Source organism: Chloroflexota bacterium (assembly GCA_035652535.1).
Lineage (GTDB): Bacteria > Chloroflexota > UBA6077 > UBA6077 > SHYK01 > DASRDP01.
In genome coordinates, this window is sequence record DASRDP010000139.1 from 1 (window position 1) to 20,674 (window position 20,674).

Genomic DNA, 20,674 nt, shown 5'->3' on the forward strand with positions numbered 1-20,674 from the left:
TCGTCGAGAAGTCCGCGGCGTCGGCCGGAGAGATCTTCGTGATCACGTGTCGGCCACTTCTCCGAGGAACGCGTCCACGGCGCGATGCGCCCGCGGATCGCCGAACGCGCCCATGTGGTCCAGGCCCGGCAGGAGCAGGAACCGACCGCCGGGCAGGCAGCTCGCCACGGCGCGCGTGTGCTCTGCACGGCGGTCGAGATCGCCCGCGAAGAGCAGCGCCTCCCCGCCGAAGACCGCTAGCTCGGCGCATGGCGGCGTCGGAAGCCCGGACTCGAGGCACGCGATCAGCGCGTCCAGCCCGTCGGGGTTGGCTTTGAGCGCGTAGTCGCGATAGGTGCGTCCTCGCGCGCTGAGCGGCAGTTCGCCGCGGAGCTCGCGCGCAAGCGCCCGAGCCCCGTCCGGACTTTCGCCGGTCACCCCGCCCGCGATGAGGGCTCTGACGCGGCCGGGATCGAGGACCGCGGTCCAGAGGGCGATGGCGGCGCCCATCGAATAGCCAAAGAGGTCGAAGGTTGAAGCGCCGACCGCGTCGGCCAGCGCGATCACGTCCCGCGCCAGCTGATCCATCTCGTACGCGGCGGGCTCGAATGGCCGATCGCTGGCGCCGTGTCCGCGCACGTCGGGAACGAGAAGACGTCGACCCCGCAGCGCTGCCAGCCAACCGTATTCGTCCCACTCCGCGCCGCTTGCGCCCCAGCCGTGGACGAGGAGGAGCGGGAAGCCATCTCCCACTTCCCGAAAGTGAATCCGGACTTGCCCGCTGACGTAGCTGGCCACCTCAAAAGCTCAGCAATGCCTCAAAACGGGTGGCGCGCTCGTCGAACGACTCGGGCGACACCGCTCCGTCTAGAAGGGACGTGAGATCCGCGAGGCGGAGACCATCGGTTTCCATCGTTTGGGATGACGCCCAGAAGCGCACGTCGTCGCCGTGCTCCTTCGCATCCCGGAGGAACGACTCCATGCTCGTAAACTCGGCTGCCTTCAGCCGTTCTCGCAACTTTGGCTCGACTGCGGCGTAGGTGGCGGACCATTCGGGAACGTCGATCCGATCGTGCGAGAGCTTGGCGAGCGCCGAGTCGCGAAAGAGCACCTCCACGGATGCGCCGAGAGCGGTGGCTGCGCGCACCAGCGTCGCCACCTGAAAGAGGTTGTTTGAGGATCCGCGCGTTGCGATGATGCCCAGCGATCGCAGGGGCGGCGGGTCGACCGTCATGCGCGCCGTTCGTATGCGTCGATGCCGTTGCGTAGGGTCTCCCAGGCCATCATCGCGCACCGAATTCGCACCGGGAACTTCCGGACGCTGCGCAAAGCCTCGAGCTCGCCCAGATCGGCCACGTCATCGCTCCCGCCCACGAGCATCTCCTCGACGCGGGAGATCGCCTCTCTCGCTTCGACCAACGATCTTCCGCGAACGACGTCGGCCATCATGTCGGCCGAGGCCTGGGAGATGGAGCAGCCGCGCGCGTGGAACGAAGCGTCCGCGATCGATCCGTCTGCACCGATGACGGCGAGGATCGTGATCTCGTCGCCGCACAGCGGATTGCTCGCCGACGCGGTCACGTCCGGGCTCTCGATTTCTCGTCGGTTCGCCGGCGACTGGTAGTGCTTCAGGATGACCTCTCGGTAGAGATCCTCAAGCACGATTCGTCCCAAATACGTCGCGGACACGGTCGAGGCTACTCACCAAGCGGTCGACGTCATCGCGCGTGTTGTAGAGATAGAAGCTGGCGCGCGCGCTTCCGGCGATATCCAGCTTTCGCATGAGTGGCTGGCAGCAATGATGGCCGACGCGAATGCAGACACCCTCCGCGTCGAGGATCGCTGCGACGTCGTGCGCGTGGATGTCGCCCAAATTGAAGGCGACGACGCCGCCCTTCTTGCGCACGTCGCGCGGTCCGTACAGATCCACGTCGGGCTCTTCCCCGAGTCGTTCCAGCGCGTACTCGGTCAACTCGATCTCGTGCTGGCGGATCGATGGCATCCCGACGCGTTCGAGATAATCGATGGCCGTGCCCCAGGCGATGGCGTCCGCGACGTTTGGGGTGCCCGCCTCGAATTTCCACGGGAGGTCGTTGTACGTCGCTCGATCGAGATAGACCTGCGCGATCATTTCGCCGCCGCCGAGGAATGGAGGCATGGCCTCGAGAATCTTCCGCCGCGCCCACAGCGCTCCCACGCCCGTTGGGCCGAGCATCTTGTGGGCGGAGAATGCCAGGAAATCGCAGTCGAGGTCGTCCACGGTGACACCCAGGTGTGGCACGCTCTGCGCTCCATCGACGAGCATCAGCGCCCCGTGCTCGTGCGCCATTGCGGCAATCTCCCGCACCGGATTGATGGTTCCCAGCACGTTCGACATGTGGACGACGCCCACGAGTTTCGTTCGATCCGTGATGAGGCCGCGCGCAGCGTCCATGTCGAGAAAGCCGTCCGGCCCAAAGGGGATGTGCTTCAGCACCGCGCCGGTCCGCTCGGCGAGGAGCAACCAGGGGATCAAGTTGCTGTGGTGCTCCATCTCGGTGAGCACGATTTCATCGCCCGCCCCGATATTTGCTTGTCCCCACGCGTAGGCGACGAGATTGATGGCTTCGGTGGTGTTGCGGGTGAACACGACGGTCGCGGAATCGGCCGCTCCGATGAACCGGGCGACTTTCGCGCGCGCGCTCTCGTAGGCTTGCGTCGCCTCCTCCGCGATGGAATAGATGCCGCGATGGATGTTGGCGTTGTAGCTCCGGTAGTAGCTCTCGAGCGCTTGGATCACGTCTTTCGGCTTCTGCGACGTCGCCGCGCTGTCCAGATACACCAGCGGCTTCCCGTGGACGAACCGCTGGAATATGGGGAAGTCCTCCCGGATCGCGGCGATCTCGCTCGTTGGCAACCTACCCTCCAAGGGTGATCATCTCAATTTTTTGGTGCTGGGCCGGTTCGTAGCCGGAGCCGGAGTTGAGCGCCTCGAGCCGGTCCAGCGAGAACCGATCGATGCGCTTGCTCCACGTCGCGGAGATGGCCTGCGTGACCTCCTCATCGGTGGCTCCGCCCCGCAGAAGCGCCTTCACGCTATAGCCCGTATTGGAGAACAAACAGGTGACGAGCTTCCCATCCGCGGTGAGCCGCGCACGCGTACACGTCGAGCAGAAGGGTTCGGTGACCGAGGCGATGACGCCCACGTCACCCGTGCCATCGGCAAAGCGATAGTCAACCGACGGAGCACTTCCCTTGTCGCGCCCAACTTCGATGAGGGGCACGTGCGCGTCGATGACCTGCAGGATCTCGCGCTTCGAAACGACCTTCTCGAGCCTCCATCCGTTGGCGTTCCCGACGTCCATGAACTCGATGAATCGAATCGCGAGGCCGTTGGTTCGGGCGAAGTCGACCAACGGGATGATGTCATCGTCGTTCACGCCCCGCTGGATGACGGCGTTTAGCTTGATGGGCGAGAGTCCGGCCTCCTGGGCGGCGGCGATTCCCTGGAGCACTTTCCCCAGGTCTCCGCGACGCCGAATCCGCGCGAACTTCTCGGAGTCCAGCGTGTCGAGACTCACGTTGATACGGCTGAGCCCGGCCTGCTTCAGGGCTTCCGCTTTGTCGGCGAGCAGCGACCCGTTCGTGGTGAGGCACACCGCGTCGATGCCCTCGATGGCGGCGAGCGAGGATACGAGGTCCTCGACTCGCGCGCGCAGCAGGGGCTCGCCGCCGGTCAGGCGGATCTTCTCTACGCCAAGCCCCGCGAACACCCGGACGACGCGGGTGATCTCCTCGAAGGTCAGGCACTCGTCACTGGGCGTCCAGGGGTAGTCGTCAAATGGCATGCAATAGGTGCACCGAAAATTACAGCGATCGGTGATCGAAATTCGTAGATCGCGGATCGGTCGATGCAGGAGGTCACGAACCATCAACGACTCCGGGCTTTCACGGCGCTCGCTCGCATCATCGTTCCGTTACATCATCCCAAGCGTGAGTTTCGCGGCGTCGGGGATCATGCTGTAATCCCACGGCGGGTCGAGGACGAGCTGCACGTCAAGCTCCTTGACGCCGGGTAGGCCAGCAACCTTGGTCTCGATTTCGGCCTTGAGCACGTCCCCCATTCCGCAGGCTGGAGCCGTGAGCGTCATGTCGATCTCGACGCGGAAGTCGCCCTGCGGAAGCGGAGACACCTCGCATCGATAGACGAGCCCGAGATCGGCGATGTTGATCGGTATCTCGGGATCGTAACACGTTCGCAGCTCATCCCAGACCATCTCTTCCAATTCCTTCGGGTCGCTCGTCGCAGACCGCAGTCGCGCGGGCGATTCCGAGACGGGCTGACCAATCGCGTCGGCGTCGCGCCCTGTGACGCGAACCATCTCGCCGTTGGACGTGACGAGCGTGTACGTCCCGCCGAGGGCCTGCGTGATCAGGGCATTCGTTCCCTGACGCACCATCGTGCGGATGCCGCTGGGAATTTGAATCACCTCGCAGTCGCGGGTGAACTTCACATTTTCGTTTTCCACAGTGCGCTCCGATTGGACCAGATCTTATTCTGTCGAGACCGGCCCGGTGTCCGCGTCGAGCGCCGCCTTGAGCGCGTGCCACCCGAGGCTGGCGCACTTCACGCGCACGGGAAATTCGCGCACGCCGGATAGTGCCGCCAGACGCCCCAGCGTCTCGTCCTCGTCTTCGACGTCTCCACTGCCGGCCAGCATGGTGTGGACGCTCTGAAACAGTCTCTCCGCGTCGGCGATGGACTTGCCCTTGAGACTCATAGTCATCATCGAGGCTGAAGCTTTGGAGATGGCGCAGCCGCGCCCCTCGAAGCTGATGTCTTCGATCGTGTCGTCGTGGAGCCTGACGTAAACCTTGATCTCGTCGCCACACAGCGGGTTCCGTCCCTCGGCAGTTCGGGTGGCGTCCGCCATCGGATGGAAATTCCGCGGATTCTTGTTGTGGTCCAGAATGACCTGCTGGTAAAGCTCGCGCAGCTCAGACACGTCTTCACACCTGGAACACGAAGTCGAGGGTCTCCGGAAGCGCGTCGGCTTCGCCAGACCGCACGCGTCGGGTGACGAGCCGGGCCAGATAGCGGCGGATCTCGGCGTGGGCGATGTCGCGTATCAGCTCGCTGGCAAATCCGTAGGTCAACAGAGTGCGCGCAGCATCTTCGCCAATGCCGCGGCTCTCGAGATAGAAGATCATCTCCGGATCGAGCTGTCCTACAGTGGCGCCGTGAGTGCACCGAACGTCGTCGGCGAAGATCTCGAGCTGCGGCTTGGTATCAACGGTTGCCTCACGCGACAGGAGGATGCTTTGGTTCGCCTGGCGCGCGTCGGTCCCATCGGCCCCAGGGCGAACGACGATCTTGCCGTTGAAAACCACGCGCGCGTGGTCGGCGAGGATGCCCTTGTAGAGCTGGCGGCTCACGCCGTGCGGGGCCGCGTGCTCGATCAGCGTGTGACTGTCCAGATGTTGCGATCCGCGGGCCAGGGTCAGGCCATTCAGCGTGCAGGTCGCTCCCGGTCCATCCAGATGCACGGCCAGGTCGTGTCGGCCGAGGGCGGCCGAGGCGAAGACGGTCAACGATTCGTATGCGCCGTCCGAGCCCTGTCGGACCTCAGTGCGACCAATGTGTACTGTGCCTTCAGCCTCATCGACCACGCGGAAGTGCGATAGGGTCGCCCCTTCACCGACGACGATCTCCGCGACCGCGTTGGTGAACGCCTCCGGCGAACCGAGCGACACGTAGGTCTCCACGATCGTCGCCGCGCTCGCGGCGCCCAGGACCACCAGCATCCGCGGGGCGATGGCGGCGTGGTCGAGGGCCGAGACGAACACCAGCTGAATCGGTTCGTCCAGTACGACGCCCCGCGGAACGACGATCACGCCACAGTCGGAAAGGAGGGCGGTGTTGAGGGCGGAAAAGATGTTGTCCGCCGTCGTCGCGAGTCGGCCAAGGTGCGCCTCGATCGTATCGGGATCGGCGTCGACGCCATGAGGCAGGGTCGCCACCATCTCGGCCGAGCCCGTGACCGGACGCGACAGCTCCGCGACGTACCGTCCATCCACGAACACGAGGCGCGGTCCGTCCGTGTCGACAATCGTCTTCCCCACGTCATCATTGGAGACAGTCGCTGGCGCACCCCCGGGAGGGGAAGTGAAGGACCCGCGAAGGATCGGGGCGACGCTCGTATACTTCCACTCCTCGTCGTGAATCGTCGGGAAGCGCAGACGGCGAAAGCGGTCAGCGGCGACGTTGCGAAGCCGTGCGAGCCACACCGGCTCAGCCGCGTCGCGCTGCCCCGCCAGCGTGGCGATGGCCTGCAGGTACTGGTCTTTCTCGGAGACTGGATGACGGGTGACCGGTGGCGCCGTCATGCAGTCTCCTGCTTGAGCCAGTCGTAGCCTTTGGCCTCGAGCTCGAGGGCGAGCTCTTTTCCGCCCGAGCGCACGATTCTGCCGTCCATCAGGACGTGCACGTAGTCGGGCGTCACGTAGTTCAGCAGCCTCTGATAGTGGGTCACGAGGATCATCGCGCGCGATGGATCCCGCAGCCGTTCGACACCCCCAGCAACGATCCTCAGGGCGTCGATGTCGAGCCCAGAGTCCGTCTCGTCCAGAATGGCCAGGCGCGGCTCGAGCACGGCCATCTGCAGGATCTCGTTTCGCTTCTTCTCGCCTCCGGAGAATCCCTCGTTGACGGCGCGGCTCATGAAGCTCTGGTCCATCTCGACGAACTTGAGCCGCTGGCGCAGGTAACCCAGAAACTCCATCGCGTCCATCTCTTCCTGGCCCCGGTGGGCGCGAATCGCGTTGACCGCGGCCTTCAGAAAGTACGCGTTGGCCACGCCGGGGATCTCCACCGGGTACTGGAATGCGAGGAAGACGCCCTCTCGCGCCCGCTCCTCGGCGCTCATGGCCATCAGGTCGCGCCCGTCGTAGAGGACTTCTCCGCGGGTGACCGTGTAGGACGGGTGGCCCGCCAGAGCCTGCGCGAGGGTGCTCTTCCCAGACCCGTTGGGGCCCATCACGGCGTGGATCTCCCCAGCGGGAACGGTGAGATCGACGCCACGCAAGATCTCGGTGTCGTCGACGCTCACGTGGAGGTCGCGAATCTCAAGCAGCGCCATTATCCTACGCTTCCCTCGAGGCTCACGCCCAGCAGCTTCGCCGCCTCGACGGCGAACTCCATGGGAAGCTCGCGGAACACCTCTTTGCAGAACCCGTTCACGATCATCGACACGGCGTCCTCTTCGGAGATGCCGCGCTGCTTGCAGTAGAAGAGCTGGTCCTCGCCGATCTTCGACGTCGAGGCTTCGTGCTCCACCTGCGCCGTATCGTTCGCCACTTCGATGTATGGGAAGGTGTGCGCGCCGCAAGTGTCGCTCAGGAGGAGCGAGTCGCACTGCGAGTAGTTGCGCGCCCCAACTGCCCCCTTTTGAACCTTGACGAGCCCGCGGTAGGAGTTTTGCCCGTGCCCGGTCGAGATCCCCTTGGAGATGATCGTGCTGCGGGTATTCCTTCCGATGTGGGTCATCTTGGTCCCCGTATCTGCCTGCTGATAGTTATTCGTCACCGCGACCGAGTAGAACTCGCCCACCGAGTTGTTCCCCTGCAGAATCACGCTGGGGTACTTCCAGGTGATCGCCGATCCGGTCTCAACCTGCGTCCACGAGATCTTCGAGTTATCCCCGAGGCACTTACCGCGCTTCGTGACGAAGTTGAAGATCCCACCGCGGCCTTCCTTATCGCCGGCGTACCAGTTCTGGACCGTTGAGTACTTGATCTGGGCATCTTTATGTGCGATCAGCTCCACTACCGCCGCGTGGAGCTGGTTTTCGTCGCGCATCGGCGCGGTGCAACCCTCCAAATAGCTGACGTAGCTGCCCTCGTCCGCGATGATCAACGTGCGCTCGAACTGTCCCGTCTCCGCCGTATTGATGCGGAAATACGTCGACAGCTCCATCGGACAGCGGACGCCCTTCGGCACGTAACAGAAGGACCCGTCGCTGAAGACTGCGGAGTTCAGGGATGCGAAGAAGTTGTCGGTGTAGGGGACGACCGAGCCCAGGTACTTCCGAACGAGGTCGGGGTGCTTCTGCACCGCTTCGGAGAATGAGCAGAAGATCACGCCAGCCTCAGCAAGTTTCTCCTTAAAGGTGGTCGCCACGGAGACGCTGTCGAAGACGGCATCGACGGCAACCCCGGTGAGCCGTTTCTGCTCCTCGAGAGGGATGCCGAGTTTCTCGAACGTTGCGATGAGCTCGGGATCGACTTCGTCGAGGCTGCCCGGTACGGATTTCTGCCGCGGCGCCGCGTAGTAGATGATGTCCTGGTAGTCGATCGAGGGGTAATGGACGTTCGCCCAGCGCGGCTCCGCCTCTGACTTCTCCAGCTTCGCCCAATGCCGATACGCCTTGAGGCGCCACTCCAGCATGAAATCGGGCTCATTCTTCTTCGCGGAAATGAGGCGAATAATGTCCTCGCTGAGACCACGCGGGACGGTATCGGCCTCGATATCGGTGACGAAGCCGTACTTGTACTCGCGCTCGGCGAGCGCCTCAATCGTTGTGGGTGTCTTCACCATCGTTCTTTCGTTCCTCACAGTGGTGGCCCAACGTTCGTTTCTGGCGCGACGGCGGCCGACCCGACGGCGCACGGCTCAGACGGTACGGCACGGACCTGATCCGCCGGGACAAACGAGACGTCCGAGTCGACATCCGCGCACAGGTCCGCGAGGGTTATGGAGTCCAGTACCTGGTCGATGCTGTTCTTGAGCCGCCGCCAGACCGGACGCGACAAGCAGCCAATCTCGCGGTCGCACGACCCCGCCACGTACTCGATGGCGAGGCACTCCACCGGCGCCACGGGCCCCTCGAGCGCCCGAACGACCGCTCCGACTGTGAGCTGCGCCGGCGGCCGCGCCAGCTCGTATCCGCCGTGCGCGCCCCGCGTGCCCTCGATGAGGCCGGCGCGGCGCAAAGGCATCACGAGCTGCTCCAGGTACCCCGCCGGCAGGCGCTCGGCGTACGCGATCTCCGTCAGCGACAGTGGACCGCGGCCGTACGCCTTTGCCAGCTCCGTCATGGCGCGAAGGCCGTAATGAGCTCTCTGTGATACCTGCAGCATGGGCTCACCCCGGATTTCCTAGTCCCGCACTAGGATTATATGCGCTTCGAGGCGACCGATCCACCCAAGAACGGCGGGCCGACACGGTCACTGTTCCGTTCGCGCGCCACTGTTTAGAATGCGGCGGCGAATAGCCGCGGAGGTCGCCGGTGCGGAACTGTTGGGTCGATGATGAGGCGGGGACCAGTCCGCTTCAACAGCTCGTGTATCTCTCACGCGTGATGGGCAGGGAGGAGGCGCTCGTCGTCTGGGGTGGCGGGAACACGTCGATCAAGGTCACCGAGCCTGACCTGCTGGGACGGCCCACGAACCTCCTCTTGATCAAAGGCACAGGGTCCGACATGAAGGCGGCCGAGCCGAAGGATTTTCCCGCCGTCCGCCTGGATGATATCCGAGCCAGCTTTGCCCGCGAAGCGATGACCGACGAGGAGATGGTCGCCTACTTCGCGCGCTGCATGGTCGATCCCTCGGCCCCGCGGCCTTCCATCGAGACGCTGCTCCACGGCTACCTCGATGCCACTGCCGTGGCCCACTCTCATGCCGATGCCATCCTGGCGCTGACCAACACGACTGGCCGCGAGGAGACGGTGAGCGAGGCGCTCGGCCGCGACGTCGCACTCGTGCCCTATCGACGACCGGGCTTTCAACTGGCGAAGGAGGTCGCGATCGCCGTGCGAAACAACCCGGATGCACGTGGCGTCGTGCTCATGAACCACGGGCTGATCACCTGGGGCGAAACGGCCAGGGAGGCGTACGACCGGCACATCGACCTCGTCAGTCGAGCGGAAGAAATCGTGTCCAGGCGCGCCCCGCATGCGTCCGCGGCGGCAGCGCATGGCGTTCAAGCTCTCCCCGCCCAAAAGCGCCGGGACCTCGCGGCGAGGCTCGCGCCGGTGCTGCGCGGATTGTTGAGCCAACGGGCTCGGAAAATCCTTCGGTTCGACGACGGAGCCGACATCCTGGACTTCCTTGCAAGCCCCCGGTTGGCCGACGTCACCCGCGCCGGCGCCGCGACGCCCGACCACATGTTGAACACCAAGCGACGGCCCCTCGTCCTCGCCGCGCCCGATCCGTCCGACCTGGCGGGTATCACCGATGCGCTCCGCGAGTCCGTCGCGCGCTATTGCGAGGAGGAAGAAGCGCATTACGCGCGGTTTCGCACCGATGAGCCGCTCCTGGACTCTGCGCCGCGCGTCGTCCTGATGCCTGGCATCGGGATGTGGACGTCTGGCCGTGACGCCCGCGGCGCGCTGATTCCAGCGGACATCTACCACCACACGGTTCGGGTGGTGACGGGCGCGGAGGCGATCGACCGCTATGCGTCGCTGAGCGAGCGCGACGCGTTCGACGCGGAGTACTGGCCGCTGGAGCTGTACAAGCTCAGCCTCGCGCCTCCCGACCGCGACCTCGCCGGACGCATCGCCCTGGTGACCGGCGCCGCGGGCGCCATCGGCCGCGCCATCGCGCGGCGGCTCGCCGAAGAGGGGGCACACGTCGTGGTTTCCGACCTCGACGAGGAGGGTGCGGCTGAGGTCGCGGGCGCCATCGTCAAGCAGCGTGGCCACGCTCGGGCTGTGTCGGTGCGCCTCGACGTGACCGACGAGGCCTCGGTGGAGCGCGCGTTCGACTTTGCCCGGCTCACCTACGGCGGGCTCGACCTTCTCGTCTCGAACGCCGGCGTCGCCCACGTTGCGCCCGTGGAGGAGCTATCGCTGGCCGACTGGGAGCAAAGCCTCGCCATCAACGCCACCGGTCATTTCCTGGCGGCCCGCGCCGCCATGCGGCTGTTTCGGGAACAACGGATCGGCGGGGCGATGGTGTTTGTCGCGACGAAAAACGTCACGGCCCCCGGGAAGGATTTTGGCGCCTACAGCGCGGCCAAGGCGGCGGAGGCGCAGCTCGCGCGGGTGCTCGCCATCGAGGGCGGCGAGTACGGCGTGCGCGTAAACATGGTAAATCCCGACGCCGTGTTCGCCGGGTCCGGGCTCTGGTCGAACGAGGTGCGCCAGCAGCGGGCCAGCTCCTACGGGATCCCGGTCGATGAGCTCGAGGCTCACTACAGCCAGAGAAATTTGCTCCGCGCCCGAATCACCGCCGAAGACGTGGCGGAGGCCGTTCTCTGGCTGGCGAGTGATCGCTCGGCGAAAACGACAGGGGCGATGATCCCCGTCGACGGAGGGCTCCGGGAAGCGTTCCCGCGATAGGGCGGTGACCGGGGCGAGTGCGTGATGCTCGCGGGCGATGGGACTTTACGGCTGCGCGGCGCGGGCTCCGGCGCGCGTCCGCGCGCTGATCAGGAGAGTCAGCAGCTCGTTGAACGGCGTCGCGATGCCCAGGCGGTTCCCACGACGCCAGACCTCGCCGTTGATCGCGTCGATCTCCGTTTGGCGTCCGCGCTCTAGATCCTGGAGCATCGAGCTGCGGTGAACGAAGGTCGCGGGCAGCAGCGACCCGTAAAAGTAGTCGCGATAAGCGGCCGCGGACGACCAGTCGAGCGGGACGTTCTCGGCGAGGGCGACGGCGAACGCCTCATCGATCACGCGGTCCATGATGGCCCTCAGAGCCGAGTCCTCTCCCAGGGCGCCGTAGTGGAGGTTGAGGAGCGCGCCCACGGCATTGAGCGGAGCGTTGTAGAGGACCTTTGCCCACAGGTATGAGACGATCGAGTCAGTCGCCCTGCAATCGATCCGTGCCCGCCGGAATGTGTCCGCGAGCCCGCGTGCCCGGCCCATTGCTCCGGTGGCCCGAGCGTCGAGCGGGCCAAAGACGACCGGAGCTGCCTGGACCGTCACGGTGACGCAGCCTGGCCTGGGAATGCGCGCGCCAACCAGCACGCTTGCGCCCAGGCTGCGCGCGGGACCGAAGGCGCGGGCCAGCGCCTCTAGGTTCCCCAACCCGTTCTGCAGCGATAGCACGTCGCCCGCTGGCGCGACGCGGTCAGCGATGGATGCCACCATGGACTCGGTGTCGTACGCCTTCACGCACAATAGGACGAGGTCGAAGGGGCTGTGCAGCTCGGATGGCTGCTCCGCGAGGTGAAATCCCGAGACGTGGTGCTCGCCCCAGATACCGTCGATTCGCAGCCCGTGGCTGGCGATGGCATCGAGGTGCCAGGGTCGCCCCAGCAACGTCACCTCGTGGCCGCTGTACCGCAGCAACCCGCCGAAGACGGAGCCGATGGCGCCGCATCCTGCGACGAGGACTCGCCTGCAGACGATCTCGGTCACAGGCGTTCCGAGATGACTTTCGCCTCGAGGAAGTACTTTAGGTAGTCTGGCCCGCCCGCCTTCGCGTCCGTTCCGCTCAACTTGAACCCACCGAAAGGTTCCACGCCGACCAGCGCACCGGTGATCTTCCGATTGAAGTAAAGGTTTCCGACATGGAACTCGCGACGGGCGAGATCGAGCTTCGCCGGGTCGCGTGCGAAGACCCCGCCCGTTAAGCCGTACTGGGTGCCATTGGCGATCGCCAGCGCATCCACGAAGTCCCGGGACTTGGTGATCGCCACGACCGGGCCAAAGATCTCCTCCTGCATGATGGACGCTGTTGGAGGCACGTCGGCAAAGACGGTCGGATGAATGAAGTAGCCGATGGAATCATCCCGCTCGCCGCCGGCGACGAGGCGTCCCTCCCCGCGGCCGGCCTCGATGTATCCGGCGATCTTTCGAAACTGGGAGCCGTCGGCAACCGGCCCCATGTCGGATTCGATCTCTTTCGCAGGCCCGACGCGAAGCGCCTCGGCGCCCGAGGCCACCCGAGCGACGACTTCATCGTAGACCGATCCGTCGGCGATGACCCGCGAGCACGCCGAGCACTTCTGACCCTGGAAGCCGAATGCTGACGCGAGGATGCCAGAAACCGCGAGATCGAGGTCACCGCTCGGGTCCACGATGATCGCATTTTTGCCGCCCATCTCCGCGATTACGCGCTTGATCCACAGTTGGCCATCGCCGATGCGGCCGGCCACCGAGCTGATCCGCACGCCCACGTCTCGGGAGCCCGTGAAATTGATGAAGCGCACGCGCGGATGCGCCACGAGAAAGTCGCCAACTGAGTCGCCAGGCCCCGGCACGAAATTAACGACCCCGGGCGGCGCGCCGGCTTCATCGAGGACCTCGACGATCTTGGCGCCGACGACCGGAGCCAAGCTCGACGGTTTGAAGATGACAGTGTTCCCGGTGAGGATGGCGCTGCTGACGAGCCCCATCGCGATTGCCAGCGGAAAGTTCCACGGCGGAATCGCAACGCCAACGCCGATTGGCACGTACCTTAGGTCGCTGGCTGTGCCTTTGATCGGGATCACCGGATGCGCACCGTCGAGAGCGAGCGCCTCTCGCGCGTAGTACTCGAGGAAGTCGATGGCTTCGGCGGTGTCGGCGTCCGCTTCGGGCCAGGTCTTCCCCACCTCGAGCACCATCGTGGCTGAAAGCTCGTGGCGCCGGCGGCGCATGATAGACGCCGCGCGCAGACCGAGCGCAGCTCGCTCGATCGCGGGGGTTCTCGACCATCCCGGGTATGCGCCTTCGGCGGCGCGGACCGCGTCTTCCGCGTCGTGGGTGCTCGCCTTCGCCACGCGCCCCACGATACGCTGATGGTCGCTTGGGTCGCGGGATTCGATCCAGGAGCCGGTCATGCGTGGCGCCCCGCCGATGACCAGCGGACGCTCGCGGGCGTGTTCCGCCTCGACCAGGGCAATGGCGCGCTCGAATCCGTCGCGCTCCTGGGGGTTTGAAAAATCTGTGAGGGGCTGGTTGGTAAATGGCGGAAGCGTCATCGATCCTCCCAGGTCCACTCCGTCCCGTGCGACTCCATCAGTTCGTGGCTCGCCATCGCGTGGCGATTGCCGCTACGCTGACATGATATAGTCCATGCGTCAGTTTGCCGTGTTATGGAAAAGCGCGTGTCCCCGCGGATGGGCCACGCGTGCGTTGATAGTCGAAAAGGAGGGAGAAGGCTGCGAGATTACGAGATCCTCTTCATCCTACCGCCCGACCTCGAGGAGGAGGAGGCCACCGCTACCACAGAGCGAGTTCGGGCATCCGTGGTGTCGCGCGGCGGTGAGGTCAAGAGCCTGGAGGTGTGGGGGAGACGCAGACTCGCGTATCCCATCCAGCGCTACCAGGAGGGCGTGTATCACATCGGTCGGTTTTCGCTTGGTCCAGAACAAGAGGTGGATCTGGATCGAAGCCTTCGTCTCAGCGAACAGATCTTGCGGCACTTGATTCTGAAGATTGAGTGACGATGCGTCCAGCATTCTCGCACGTCGTTTGGGCGATGGGAGAGGGAGCAACCAATGGCGGGCCTCTGTAAAGCAGTGATCATCGGAAACCTGGGTGGCGACCCCGAGATGCGGTATTCCGCCGCTGGGCGACCGTTCACAACGTTTAGCGTCGCGTGCAACCGCAATTACACTGGCCCCGATGGTGAGCGCCGCGAGGAGACCGAGTGGTTCCGCGTGACGGCAAATGGCAAGCTGGCCGAGGTGTGCAGTCAGTACCTGAGCAAGGGGCGGCGAGTCTACGTGGAAGGTCGGCTCTCGTCCCGAAGCTGGGAGGGCCCCGACGGCCAACGCCGATTCACACTCCAGATCAACGCGAACGAGATGCAGATCCTCGACACCCGCCCGCGCGACGAAGTGCACGAGCACCAGATGGAGCCGGATGATGCGGGCGATCTCGACTCAATACCTTTTTAGCATTCGAGGCGATTGATGACGGAAGAAGTCCAGGCGCCAGCTGAACCGGCTGTCGCCCAGCCGGCCCCGGCGCCCGAGGCCGGCGCGCCCCGCCCAGCCGCCGGGACGGCGCCAGGTCCGCGCCCGGCCGCCCGGCGAGGTCCGCGCGGGCGATACCCGCCGCGCCGGCGCGTCTGCCAGTTTTGCGTCGACAAGGTCGACCACATCGACTACAAAGACGTCGCACGGCTACGGCGGTATCTCTCGGACCGTGCAAAGATCGAGCCCCGGAGAAAGACCGGGACCTGCGCGCGGCACCAGCGTGGGCTGGCGGAGGCGCTGAAGCGAGCGCGATTCATGGCCCTCTTGCCGTACACCGCGGATCACATCCGCATCAGCGGCATCGTCTTGCGCGGTTGACGCGGCCAGAAGCTGCGCGACCATCTCCAGCGAGTGACCCCGTCTCCTGCCGCCGCGACCGATGTGTGCCGTCGGACCGTTGCGGTGTGACAGCGCGTCCCGAGCGAACGTGACACAAAGAGGAGGAACGTGAGCGAAGAGCGTCGTCCGCCAGGCCGCGCTCGCGACCGCCGCAGAAGCGACGCGGTGCGCGCGGCGGCCGCGCGTCCCTCCGCTCGCTCGCTCTCGCGTGCGGCGCGCGAGCGGCGCAGTCAGCGCTTGATTCTTCTGACCGTTCTTGCTGTGGCGGCCGCGGCGCTCCTGATTGTCGGGTTTGGCACCTACCGCGAGCTGGTCGGTTTCCCCGGCGAGCCCGTCGCCGTCGTGACCGGCCAAAAGGTCACCTTGCGCACCTTTACCGACGACTTGTCCGACGAGATGCGGAACCTTCAGTCCCAGATCGCGGCGGGCAGTAAGGACGCGTCGAATCCCCAGGCTGCCAGTTCGAACGTCCAGAAGCTCATTGAATCGCAAGAGCGGCTGCCCGAAGAAGTTCTGGAGAAGGACATTGAGAATGCCGCGATCCGGCAGGAGGCCGCGGCGCGGGGCATCATCGTCGGCTCCGGTGAGATAGACGCCAAGATCAATGAGTTCCTCTCGATTCAGCGTGATCTGTTGAACCAGCCGACGCCCACACCGACCCCGACCAGCACGCCGCGGCCGACGGCGACGGAGACGCCGGACGGGTACGTGCCGCCGCCCTCCCCCACGCCCACGGAGACGCCGAACCCGGCCACTCCCTCGCCTACGTTAAACCCGCTGACGCCGACGGCAACGCGCACGCCGTTCCCCACCCGACCGACGGCCACGCCCGTCGTCACCCCGACGATCCCTCCGACGATGGAGCCGCAGGACTTCGTGAAGGCGTACGACCAGCTCAAGTCGAGCTTGAAGAACGAGGCGCGCTACCGCGCTGGCGTCGAGCTGCAGCTCCTGCGCGACAAGCTCCAGAAATCGTTCCAGACCGGCCAGCCCACCTCTGGCCCCGCTGCGCACGTGCTTCGCCTGTCGACGTCAACGCGCGACGAGGCGTTGGTGGCGCGCATCCAGCTCCTGCAGTTCGACTACCCGTTCGAGGAGGTTGTGGCGCAAGCCGGCGATCGGCCAGCGGGGTCCCAGGGCGGAAAGAGCGGCGATCTGGGCTGGGTTGCCCTCGGTGCGCAGTCACGCGAATTCGACAACGTCGTCTTTTCGCCCAACACGCCCCTCAATGAGTGGACCGAGCCGTTCTCAGTGGGCAACCACTTCGAAATGGTGATGGTGCTCGACCGCCAGGACGACGCCACGTACGATAAGGATCAGATCCAGCAGATGGGTGACCGGGCGTTCAACGAGTGGCTCACGGCGAAGAAGGCCTCACCGGATATCGTGCGCGACCTCAGCGCGCAGGAACGTCAATGGGCGGTGGATCGGGCGTCAAAGGGCATCATCGAAACGACCCAGGGGCCCGCGTAGGAGCCGCGCCGGCCAGGTGCGGGCAAACTCGACCCCGGTCAGCTCGCTCGGATTCCGTGACCGCCGATGGACAACCGCCGTGCCCAGACGCCGATTGAAGGGCCGCGACCTGAGCGGCGCCGGCTTGGGGCTCTCCGCTGTCCTGATCGCCGTCGGCCTCGCCCTCACGTTGATCGGGTTCCGCGCCGCGAGCGTCCTCGCCGCGTTGGGGTTCCTCCTCCTCGTTGTGCTCGCCTGGATCTGCGCTCGCCCGCACTCCGCAGGCGTCCAGCCAGAGATTTACGCGCCGTGGCCCTGGGGGCCGCATCGGGACCTGGTGGAGTTCAGCCACCAGCTGGAGCGCGATCGGATAGAGCCAAATGGCAACGACCGGTAGCTCCAGCGCAGAAAAAAGGAGACGCCTCGGACGAGACCGAGGCGTCCCCGTCGGATGCGATGACGGGAATCAGCAGGGGAAGCAGTAGGAGTTGTCCCCCGAGTAGTAGGGGTAGAAGCCGCCATACCACAGAGGATACGCATAGCCGGCGCCAAACGGCGTGTAGTAGCTGGAAAACGGCGAGCCCCAGTAGCCGTAGTTACCGTAGTACCCGCCCCAGTATGGATAGGCGTACGCATACCATGGATAGCTGTAATACGAGTAGGGATAGTAGAAACCGTAGTACCAGGGGTTGCCGTAGTATGGTGAGTACGTGCTGGCGTAGTAGTTATAGAAGTACGGGAAGCTATAGGAGTACGGGTACCCGGTGAGACTGCTGTAGCAGCCGTTGAGGGTGCTGTAGTAAAGTCCGCCTCCGCAGCCGTTGAAGTACTGTGCGCTGGCCGGTTGTACCTTGGCGCCGGCGATCGTGACGATGACGAACACGGAAAGCGCAACCGCGACCCGGGCCGCCGGCGAAAATATCCCGCCCCGCATGGATCCCCTCCGCTTACATGATGTCTGGCCACTGGGGTTTTAGCAAGTCCGGTGGAATGCGTCCATCGCGCGCGCGCGCGTCTGACGACTCGTGACGTGTTAGTGATCAGCGTCGCAGAGTGTTGACGCAGCATTGTCGCGAGATGCGAGGCGTCGCGCCCTGGACGGCTTTCGCCCGACCGCTGGCCGGTACGTCGCAGCTCCCGCCCGGGGTGTATAGGATCTGTCGGTCCCCGCACAAGGACCGCTTGCCGCGCTACACGGGCCCCTCGTACATTGTGCACTTAATGGGACGGCTGCTGTGGGTGGCGCTACTGATCACGGCCATCATCGGTGTCGGCCTGTGCAGCCAGCTCGGCCTGGGGACCGTGCCCACCGCCGGGGGGCGCGCGGTTGCCCCCTCGAGCCAGCATGATTGCCCACCTACCCACCCGGTGAAGGGCACATTCAACCGACGCTATCACATGCCGAACGACCTCTTCTACGCCCAGACGGATCCGGTTGCATGCTTCATGACCGCCGCGGACGCCACCGCGGCCGGGTATCGGGCTGCCAGCCACTGACGGATCCATCGCTGACTGCGTGATAAGCTTGCGGTGAAGGAGTGCCGCGAGATGGATGCAAAAGCAGGCGCGCGCACGGCGATCGAGCGCGTCGAAGATCGCCTGATCAATCTGAGCCACCGAATCCACGCCGAGCCAGAGCTGGGCTTCGAGGAGCTGCGGGCGAGCGCGTGGCTGACCGACGCCCTCACGGACTTCGGGTTTACGGTGGAGACGGGCGTGGGCGATCTGCCGACGGCGTTCATTGCGCGGCGCGGCGACGGGCCGCTTCACGTTGCGATCTGCGCCGAGTACGACGCGCTACCGGGCATTGGCCACGCGTGCGGGCACAACGTGATCGCGGCGAGCGCGCTCGGCGCGGCGGTCGGTGCAGCGGCCGTCGCGGATGACGTCGGGCTGACCGTCTCGGTCATCGGGACTCCTGCCGAGGAGGGCGGAGGGGGAAAGATCTTCCTCCTCGAACGGGGCGCGTTCGACGGTCAGCACCTCGCCATGATGGCTCATCCCGCGCCGTACGACATCATCGATCCGGTCATCATCGCCGCGGTGACCATGGACGTGCGCTACACCGGCAAGGAGTCTCATGCCGCGGCGGCCCCCGAGCTGGGCATCAACGCCGCGGACGCGCTGACCGTTGCGCAAACGGCGATCGGGCTGCTGCGTCAGCACATCCGCGCGAGTGACCGCGTGCACGGGATCATCACCCGCGGCGGCGACGCCCCGAACATCGTGCCCGCGCACACCGAGGCGCGCTACATGGCGCGCGCCGAAACGCTGGAGTCGCTGGGCGACATCCAGACCCGTGTGCTCCGCTGCTTCGAGGCGGGCGCGCTGGCCACAGGGGCGACCCTCGAGGTGGCCAACGTGCACCCCCCATACGCCCACATGGTGCACGACCGCGCCCTCGCGGCGGCGTATCGCGCCAATGCAGAGGCCGTCGGGCGCAAGTTCTCCGACCTGGGCGCGGAACGCGCGCGGTTCGCGGCATCCACGGACATGGGCAATGTCTCCCTGGCCCTCCCCGCAATCCATCCCATGGTAGGAATCGGGTCGCTGCCCGCGGTGAATCACCAGCCGGAGTTCGCTGCCCACTGTGTGACATCGGAGGCGGATCGGGCATTGATGGACAGCGCCATCGCCCTGGCGTGGACGGCTATTGACGGCGCCACCGACGCCGCGCTGCGCGATCGGCTGATGAGGCCCACGGGCGGGCGCCGATAGCCGACGCGAGTCCATGGATCCGCGAATCGATTCCCCGTCACCCGTCGATGCGACCGTTGCGCCGCCTTCAATCCGAGAGGTAGTGGCCGTCTTCCTCAAGCTCGGGTGCATCGCGTTCGGGGGGCCCGCGGCCCACATCGCCATGATGCGCGATGAGATCGTGCGGCGGCGCCGGTGGGTGACCGATCAGGAATTTCTCGACCTGTTGGGAGCCGCCAACCTCATCCCGGGCCCCAGCTCAACCGAGCTGGCCATCTTTCTCGGCTATCGGCGCATTGGAATCGTCGGGCTCCTCTTGGCCGGCGTCTGTTTCATCCTGCCGGCGATGCTGCTCGTTCTGTCAATCGCCTGGGTGTACGTCCGGGTGGGCGCGACACCGCAAGCGCAGTGGCTGCTCTATGGGATCAAACCCGTCATCGTCGCGATCATCGTGCAGGCGCTATGGGCCTTGGGCAAGACCGCGGTGAAGAGCCTGCCCCTCGCGGTGATCGGCGGCGCGGTTCTCGCGCTGTACATCGCCGGCGCGAACGCGATCGCGCTGCTTGTCGGAAGCGGCATCGGGTATCTGGCGCTCCAGCAGCGGTTCCGCTCATCGGCGTTCGTCGCGCTTCCAGTGCCCGTTTCGACGGCGCTGCTCCAGCAGCCCGTGCCATCCGGAGCGGGGCCCGTTGGCCTCGTTCTCCTCTTCTTTAGCTTCTTGAAGCTCGGCGCCGTTGTTTTCGGGAGCGGCTACGTCCTTCTCGCATTCCTGCGGTCCGAATTCGTCAGCGGTCTCCGGTGGCTCACGGACCAGCAGATTCTGGACGCGGTGGCGGTGGGCCAATTTACGCCCGGACCGGTCTTTACCACAGCGACGTTTCTCGGCTACCTTCTGGCGGGTCTACCCGGCGCGGTCCTTGCAACCATTGGAATCTTCTTGCCGGGATTTCTCCTGGTCGGCCTCATCTACCCGCTGGTTCCGCGGGTCCGCGGCTCCGGGTGGGCGCGCGCGTTTCTCGACGGCGTGAACGTCGCTGCCATCGGGCTGATGATCGGCGTCACCTGGGACCTCGGTCGGGCGTCCCTGGTGGACCCAGTCACCGTCGGCCTCGCGCTCGCCGCGGCGGCCGTCCTGATCCGCTTCCGCGTCAATTCCGCGTGGCTCGTGGCCTCGGGCGGCGGCGTGGGGGTCGTGAGCCACCTCCTCTTCCTCGGTCACTGACCCGCATCACGTGTCGTGGGGCGTGCGGCTGGTCTCGATCTTGATCGCGGATATACTCGCGCCAAAGCTGCGGCGATACTCCCTGGGATCGG

At 65.4% G+C, this 20,674-nt stretch carries 22 protein-coding genes and 1 pseudogene; 9 read left to right on the forward strand and 14 right to left on the reverse strand.

The features are described from left to right. Window positions 1–42: 42 nt before the first annotated feature. Genes VFC51_17325 through VFC51_17375 form a run of 11 tightly spaced genes read right to left on the reverse strand, consistent with a single transcriptional unit; the run spans window position 43 to window position 9,096 of the window. Window positions 43–777 (reverse strand): alpha/beta hydrolase, encoded by a 735-nt coding sequence (locus VFC51_17325; protein HZT08788.1) that lies wholly within the window; start codon window positions 775–777, stop codon window positions 43–45. Between the two features lies 1 nt (window position 778). Then, the gene (locus VFC51_17330; protein HZT08789.1) at window positions 779–1,213 is read right to left on the reverse strand and encodes a hypothetical protein; all 435 of its coding nucleotides are present in this window, start codon (window positions 1,211–1,213) and stop codon (window positions 779–781) included. Then, a complete protein-coding gene (locus VFC51_17335; protein ID HZT08790.1) occupies window positions 1,210–1,641 on the reverse strand; it encodes an SUF system NifU family Fe-S cluster assembly protein in 432 nt (143 codons plus the stop codon). Before VFC51_17335 ends, VFC51_17330 begins: the two co-directional genes overlap by 4 nt. Then, window positions 1,634–2,875: a cysteine desulfurase gene (locus tag VFC51_17340; GenBank protein ID HZT08791.1), complete on the reverse strand. Its 1,242-nt coding sequence runs from the start codon at window positions 2,873–2,875 to the stop codon at window positions 1,634–1,636. Before VFC51_17340 ends, VFC51_17335 begins: the two co-directional genes overlap by 8 nt. Before the next feature lies 1 nt (window position 2,876). Further along, window positions 2,877–3,890: a GTP 3',8-cyclase MoaA gene (gene moaA / locus VFC51_17345; GenBank protein ID HZT08792.1), complete on the reverse strand. Its 1,014-nt coding sequence runs from the start codon at window positions 3,888–3,890 to the stop codon at window positions 2,877–2,879. Between the two features lie 45 nt (window positions 3,891–3,935). Further along, a complete protein-coding gene (gene sufT / locus VFC51_17350; GenBank protein ID HZT08793.1) occupies window positions 3,936–4,487 on the reverse strand; it encodes a putative Fe-S cluster assembly protein SufT in 552 nt (183 codons plus the stop codon). 24 nt (window positions 4,488–4,511) lie between these two features. Further along, a complete protein-coding gene (locus VFC51_17355; GenBank protein HZT08794.1) occupies window positions 4,512–4,964 on the reverse strand; it encodes an SUF system NifU family Fe-S cluster assembly protein in 453 nt (150 codons plus the stop codon). Between the two features lie 4 nt (window positions 4,965–4,968). Then, on the reverse strand, window positions 4,969–6,345 hold the full coding sequence (gene sufD / locus VFC51_17360) for a Fe-S cluster assembly protein SufD (protein HZT08795.1): 1,377 nt from the start codon (window positions 6,343–6,345) through the stop codon (window positions 4,969–4,971). Next, window positions 6,342–7,091, reverse strand: coding sequence for a Fe-S cluster assembly ATPase SufC (sufC, locus tag VFC51_17365; GenBank protein ID HZT08796.1), 750 nt, complete (start codon window positions 7,089–7,091; stop codon window positions 6,342–6,344). The genes sufD and sufC overlap by 4 nt, the downstream gene beginning before the upstream one ends. A gap of 5 nt (window positions 7,092–7,096) precedes the next feature. After that, window positions 7,097–8,554 carry a Fe-S cluster assembly protein SufB gene (sufB, locus tag VFC51_17370; protein ID HZT08797.1) on the reverse strand — a complete coding sequence of 486 codons (1,458 nt, stop codon included), beginning with the start codon at window positions 8,552–8,554 and terminating at the stop codon, window positions 7,097–7,099. A 14-nt stretch (window positions 8,555–8,568) separates the two neighbouring features. Continuing rightward, window positions 8,569–9,096, reverse strand: coding sequence for an Rrf2 family transcriptional regulator (locus VFC51_17375; protein HZT08798.1), 528 nt, complete (start codon window positions 9,094–9,096; stop codon window positions 8,569–8,571). Window positions 9,097–9,245: 149 nt separating this feature from the next. On the opposite strand from VFC51_17375, the gene rhaD reads away from it, so the two are divergent. Continuing rightward, window positions 9,246–11,300 carry a bifunctional rhamnulose-1-phosphate aldolase/short-chain dehydrogenase gene (rhaD, locus tag VFC51_17380; protein HZT08799.1) on the forward strand — a complete coding sequence of 685 codons (2,055 nt, stop codon included), beginning with the start codon at window positions 9,246–9,248 and terminating at the stop codon, window positions 11,298–11,300. A gap of 45 nt (window positions 11,301–11,345) precedes the next feature. On the opposite strand, the gene VFC51_17385 is transcribed toward rhaD, so the two are convergent. Together VFC51_17385 and pruA are read right to left on the reverse strand one after the other, a co-directional pair. Beyond that, window positions 11,346–12,323: a ketopantoate reductase family protein gene (locus VFC51_17385; GenBank protein HZT08800.1), complete on the reverse strand. Its 978-nt coding sequence runs from the start codon at window positions 12,321–12,323 to the stop codon at window positions 11,346–11,348. After that, window positions 12,320–13,870 carry an L-glutamate gamma-semialdehyde dehydrogenase gene (pruA, locus tag VFC51_17390; GenBank protein HZT08801.1) on the reverse strand — a complete coding sequence of 517 codons (1,551 nt, stop codon included), beginning with the start codon at window positions 13,868–13,870 and terminating at the stop codon, window positions 12,320–12,322. Before pruA ends, VFC51_17385 begins: the two co-directional genes overlap by 4 nt. Before the next feature lie 126 nt (window positions 13,871–13,996). Here pruA and rpsF point away from each other — a divergent pair, with 126 nt between their 5' ends. The 5 genes and pseudogenes from rpsF to VFC51_17415 all read left to right on the forward strand — a co-directional run bounded on the left by rpsF (window position 13,997) and on the right by VFC51_17415 (window position 17,060). Continuing rightward, the gene (rpsF, locus tag VFC51_17395) at window positions 13,997–14,335 is read left to right on the forward strand and encodes a 30S ribosomal protein S6 (protein HZT08802.1); all 339 of its coding nucleotides are present in this window, start codon (window positions 13,997–13,999) and stop codon (window positions 14,333–14,335) included. A 54-nt stretch (window positions 14,336–14,389) separates the two neighbouring features. Then, window positions 14,390–14,791, forward strand: a complete 402-nt coding sequence (locus VFC51_17400; GenBank protein HZT08803.1) for a single-stranded DNA-binding protein — start codon at window positions 14,390–14,392, stop codon at window positions 14,789–14,791. Window positions 14,792–14,908: 117 nt separating this feature from the next. Beyond that, window positions 14,909–15,163: pseudogene (gene rpsR / locus VFC51_17405) on the forward strand (30S ribosomal protein S18). Between the two features lie 285 nt (window positions 15,164–15,448). Next, window positions 15,449–16,684, forward strand: coding sequence for a SurA N-terminal domain-containing protein (locus tag VFC51_17410; GenBank protein ID HZT08804.1), 1,236 nt, complete (start codon window positions 15,449–15,451; stop codon window positions 16,682–16,684). A 79-nt stretch (window positions 16,685–16,763) separates the two neighbouring features. Continuing rightward, window positions 16,764–17,060, forward strand: coding sequence for a hypothetical protein (locus VFC51_17415; protein HZT08805.1), 297 nt, complete (start codon window positions 16,764–16,766; stop codon window positions 17,058–17,060). A 69-nt stretch (window positions 17,061–17,129) separates the two neighbouring features. Here the strand turns inward: VFC51_17415 and VFC51_17420 are convergent, their stop codons facing one another. Beyond that, window positions 17,130–17,597 (reverse strand): hypothetical protein, encoded by a 468-nt coding sequence (locus VFC51_17420; protein ID HZT08806.1) that lies wholly within the window; start codon window positions 17,595–17,597, stop codon window positions 17,130–17,132. Between the two features lie 248 nt (window positions 17,598–17,845). Between VFC51_17420 and VFC51_17425 the strand changes: the two genes are divergently transcribed. From VFC51_17425 to chrA, 3 genes are read left to right on the forward strand one after another with little or no spacing between them, the layout of a single operon-like run. Further along, a complete protein-coding gene (locus VFC51_17425; protein HZT08807.1) occupies window positions 17,846–18,160 on the forward strand; it encodes a hypothetical protein in 315 nt (104 codons plus the stop codon). Between the two features lie 51 nt (window positions 18,161–18,211). Continuing rightward, window positions 18,212–19,381 (forward strand): M20 family metallopeptidase, encoded by a 1,170-nt coding sequence (locus VFC51_17430; GenBank protein HZT08808.1) that lies wholly within the window; start codon window positions 18,212–18,214, stop codon window positions 19,379–19,381. Window positions 19,382–19,394: 13 nt separating this feature from the next. Beyond that, a complete protein-coding gene (chrA, locus tag VFC51_17435; GenBank protein HZT08809.1) occupies window positions 19,395–20,582 on the forward strand; it encodes a chromate efflux transporter in 1,188 nt (395 codons plus the stop codon). The last annotated feature ends 92 nt before the right edge of the window (window positions 20,583–20,674 follow it).

Bases quoted from the DNA above. Each gene is read 5' to 3' on its own strand.
- chrA (HZT08809.1), top strand. From the start codon at position 19,395: ATGGATCCGCGAATCGATTCCCCGTCACCCGTCGATGCGACCGTTGCG.
- VFC51_17420 (HZT08806.1), bottom strand. From the start codon at position 17,597: ATGCGGGGCGGGATATTTTCGCCGGCGGCCCGGGTCGCGGTTGCGCTT.
- sufB (HZT08797.1), bottom strand. From the start codon at position 8,554: ATGGTGAAGACACCCACAACGATTGAGGCGCTCGCCGAGCGCGAGTAC.
- VFC51_17400 (HZT08803.1), top strand. From the start codon at position 14,390: ATGGCGGGCCTCTGTAAAGCAGTGATCATCGGAAACCTGGGTGGCGAC.
- VFC51_17330 (HZT08789.1), bottom strand. From the start codon at position 1,213: ATGACGGTCGACCCGCCGCCCCTGCGATCGCTGGGCATCATCGCAACG.
- moaA (HZT08792.1), bottom strand. From the start codon at position 3,890: ATGGTTCGTGACCTCCTGCATCGACCGATCCGCGATCTACGAATTTCG.
- sufD (HZT08795.1), bottom strand. From the start codon at position 6,345: ATGACGGCGCCACCGGTCACCCGTCATCCAGTCTCCGAGAAAGACCAG.
- VFC51_17430 (HZT08808.1), top strand. From the start codon at position 18,212: ATGGATGCAAAAGCAGGCGCGCGCACGGCGATCGAGCGCGTCGAAGAT.
- pruA (HZT08801.1), bottom strand. From the start codon at position 13,870: ATGACGCTTCCGCCATTTACCAACCAGCCCCTCACAGATTTTTCAAAC.
- VFC51_17375 (HZT08798.1), bottom strand. From the start codon at position 9,096: ATGCTGCAGGTATCACAGAGAGCTCATTACGGCCTTCGCGCCATGACG.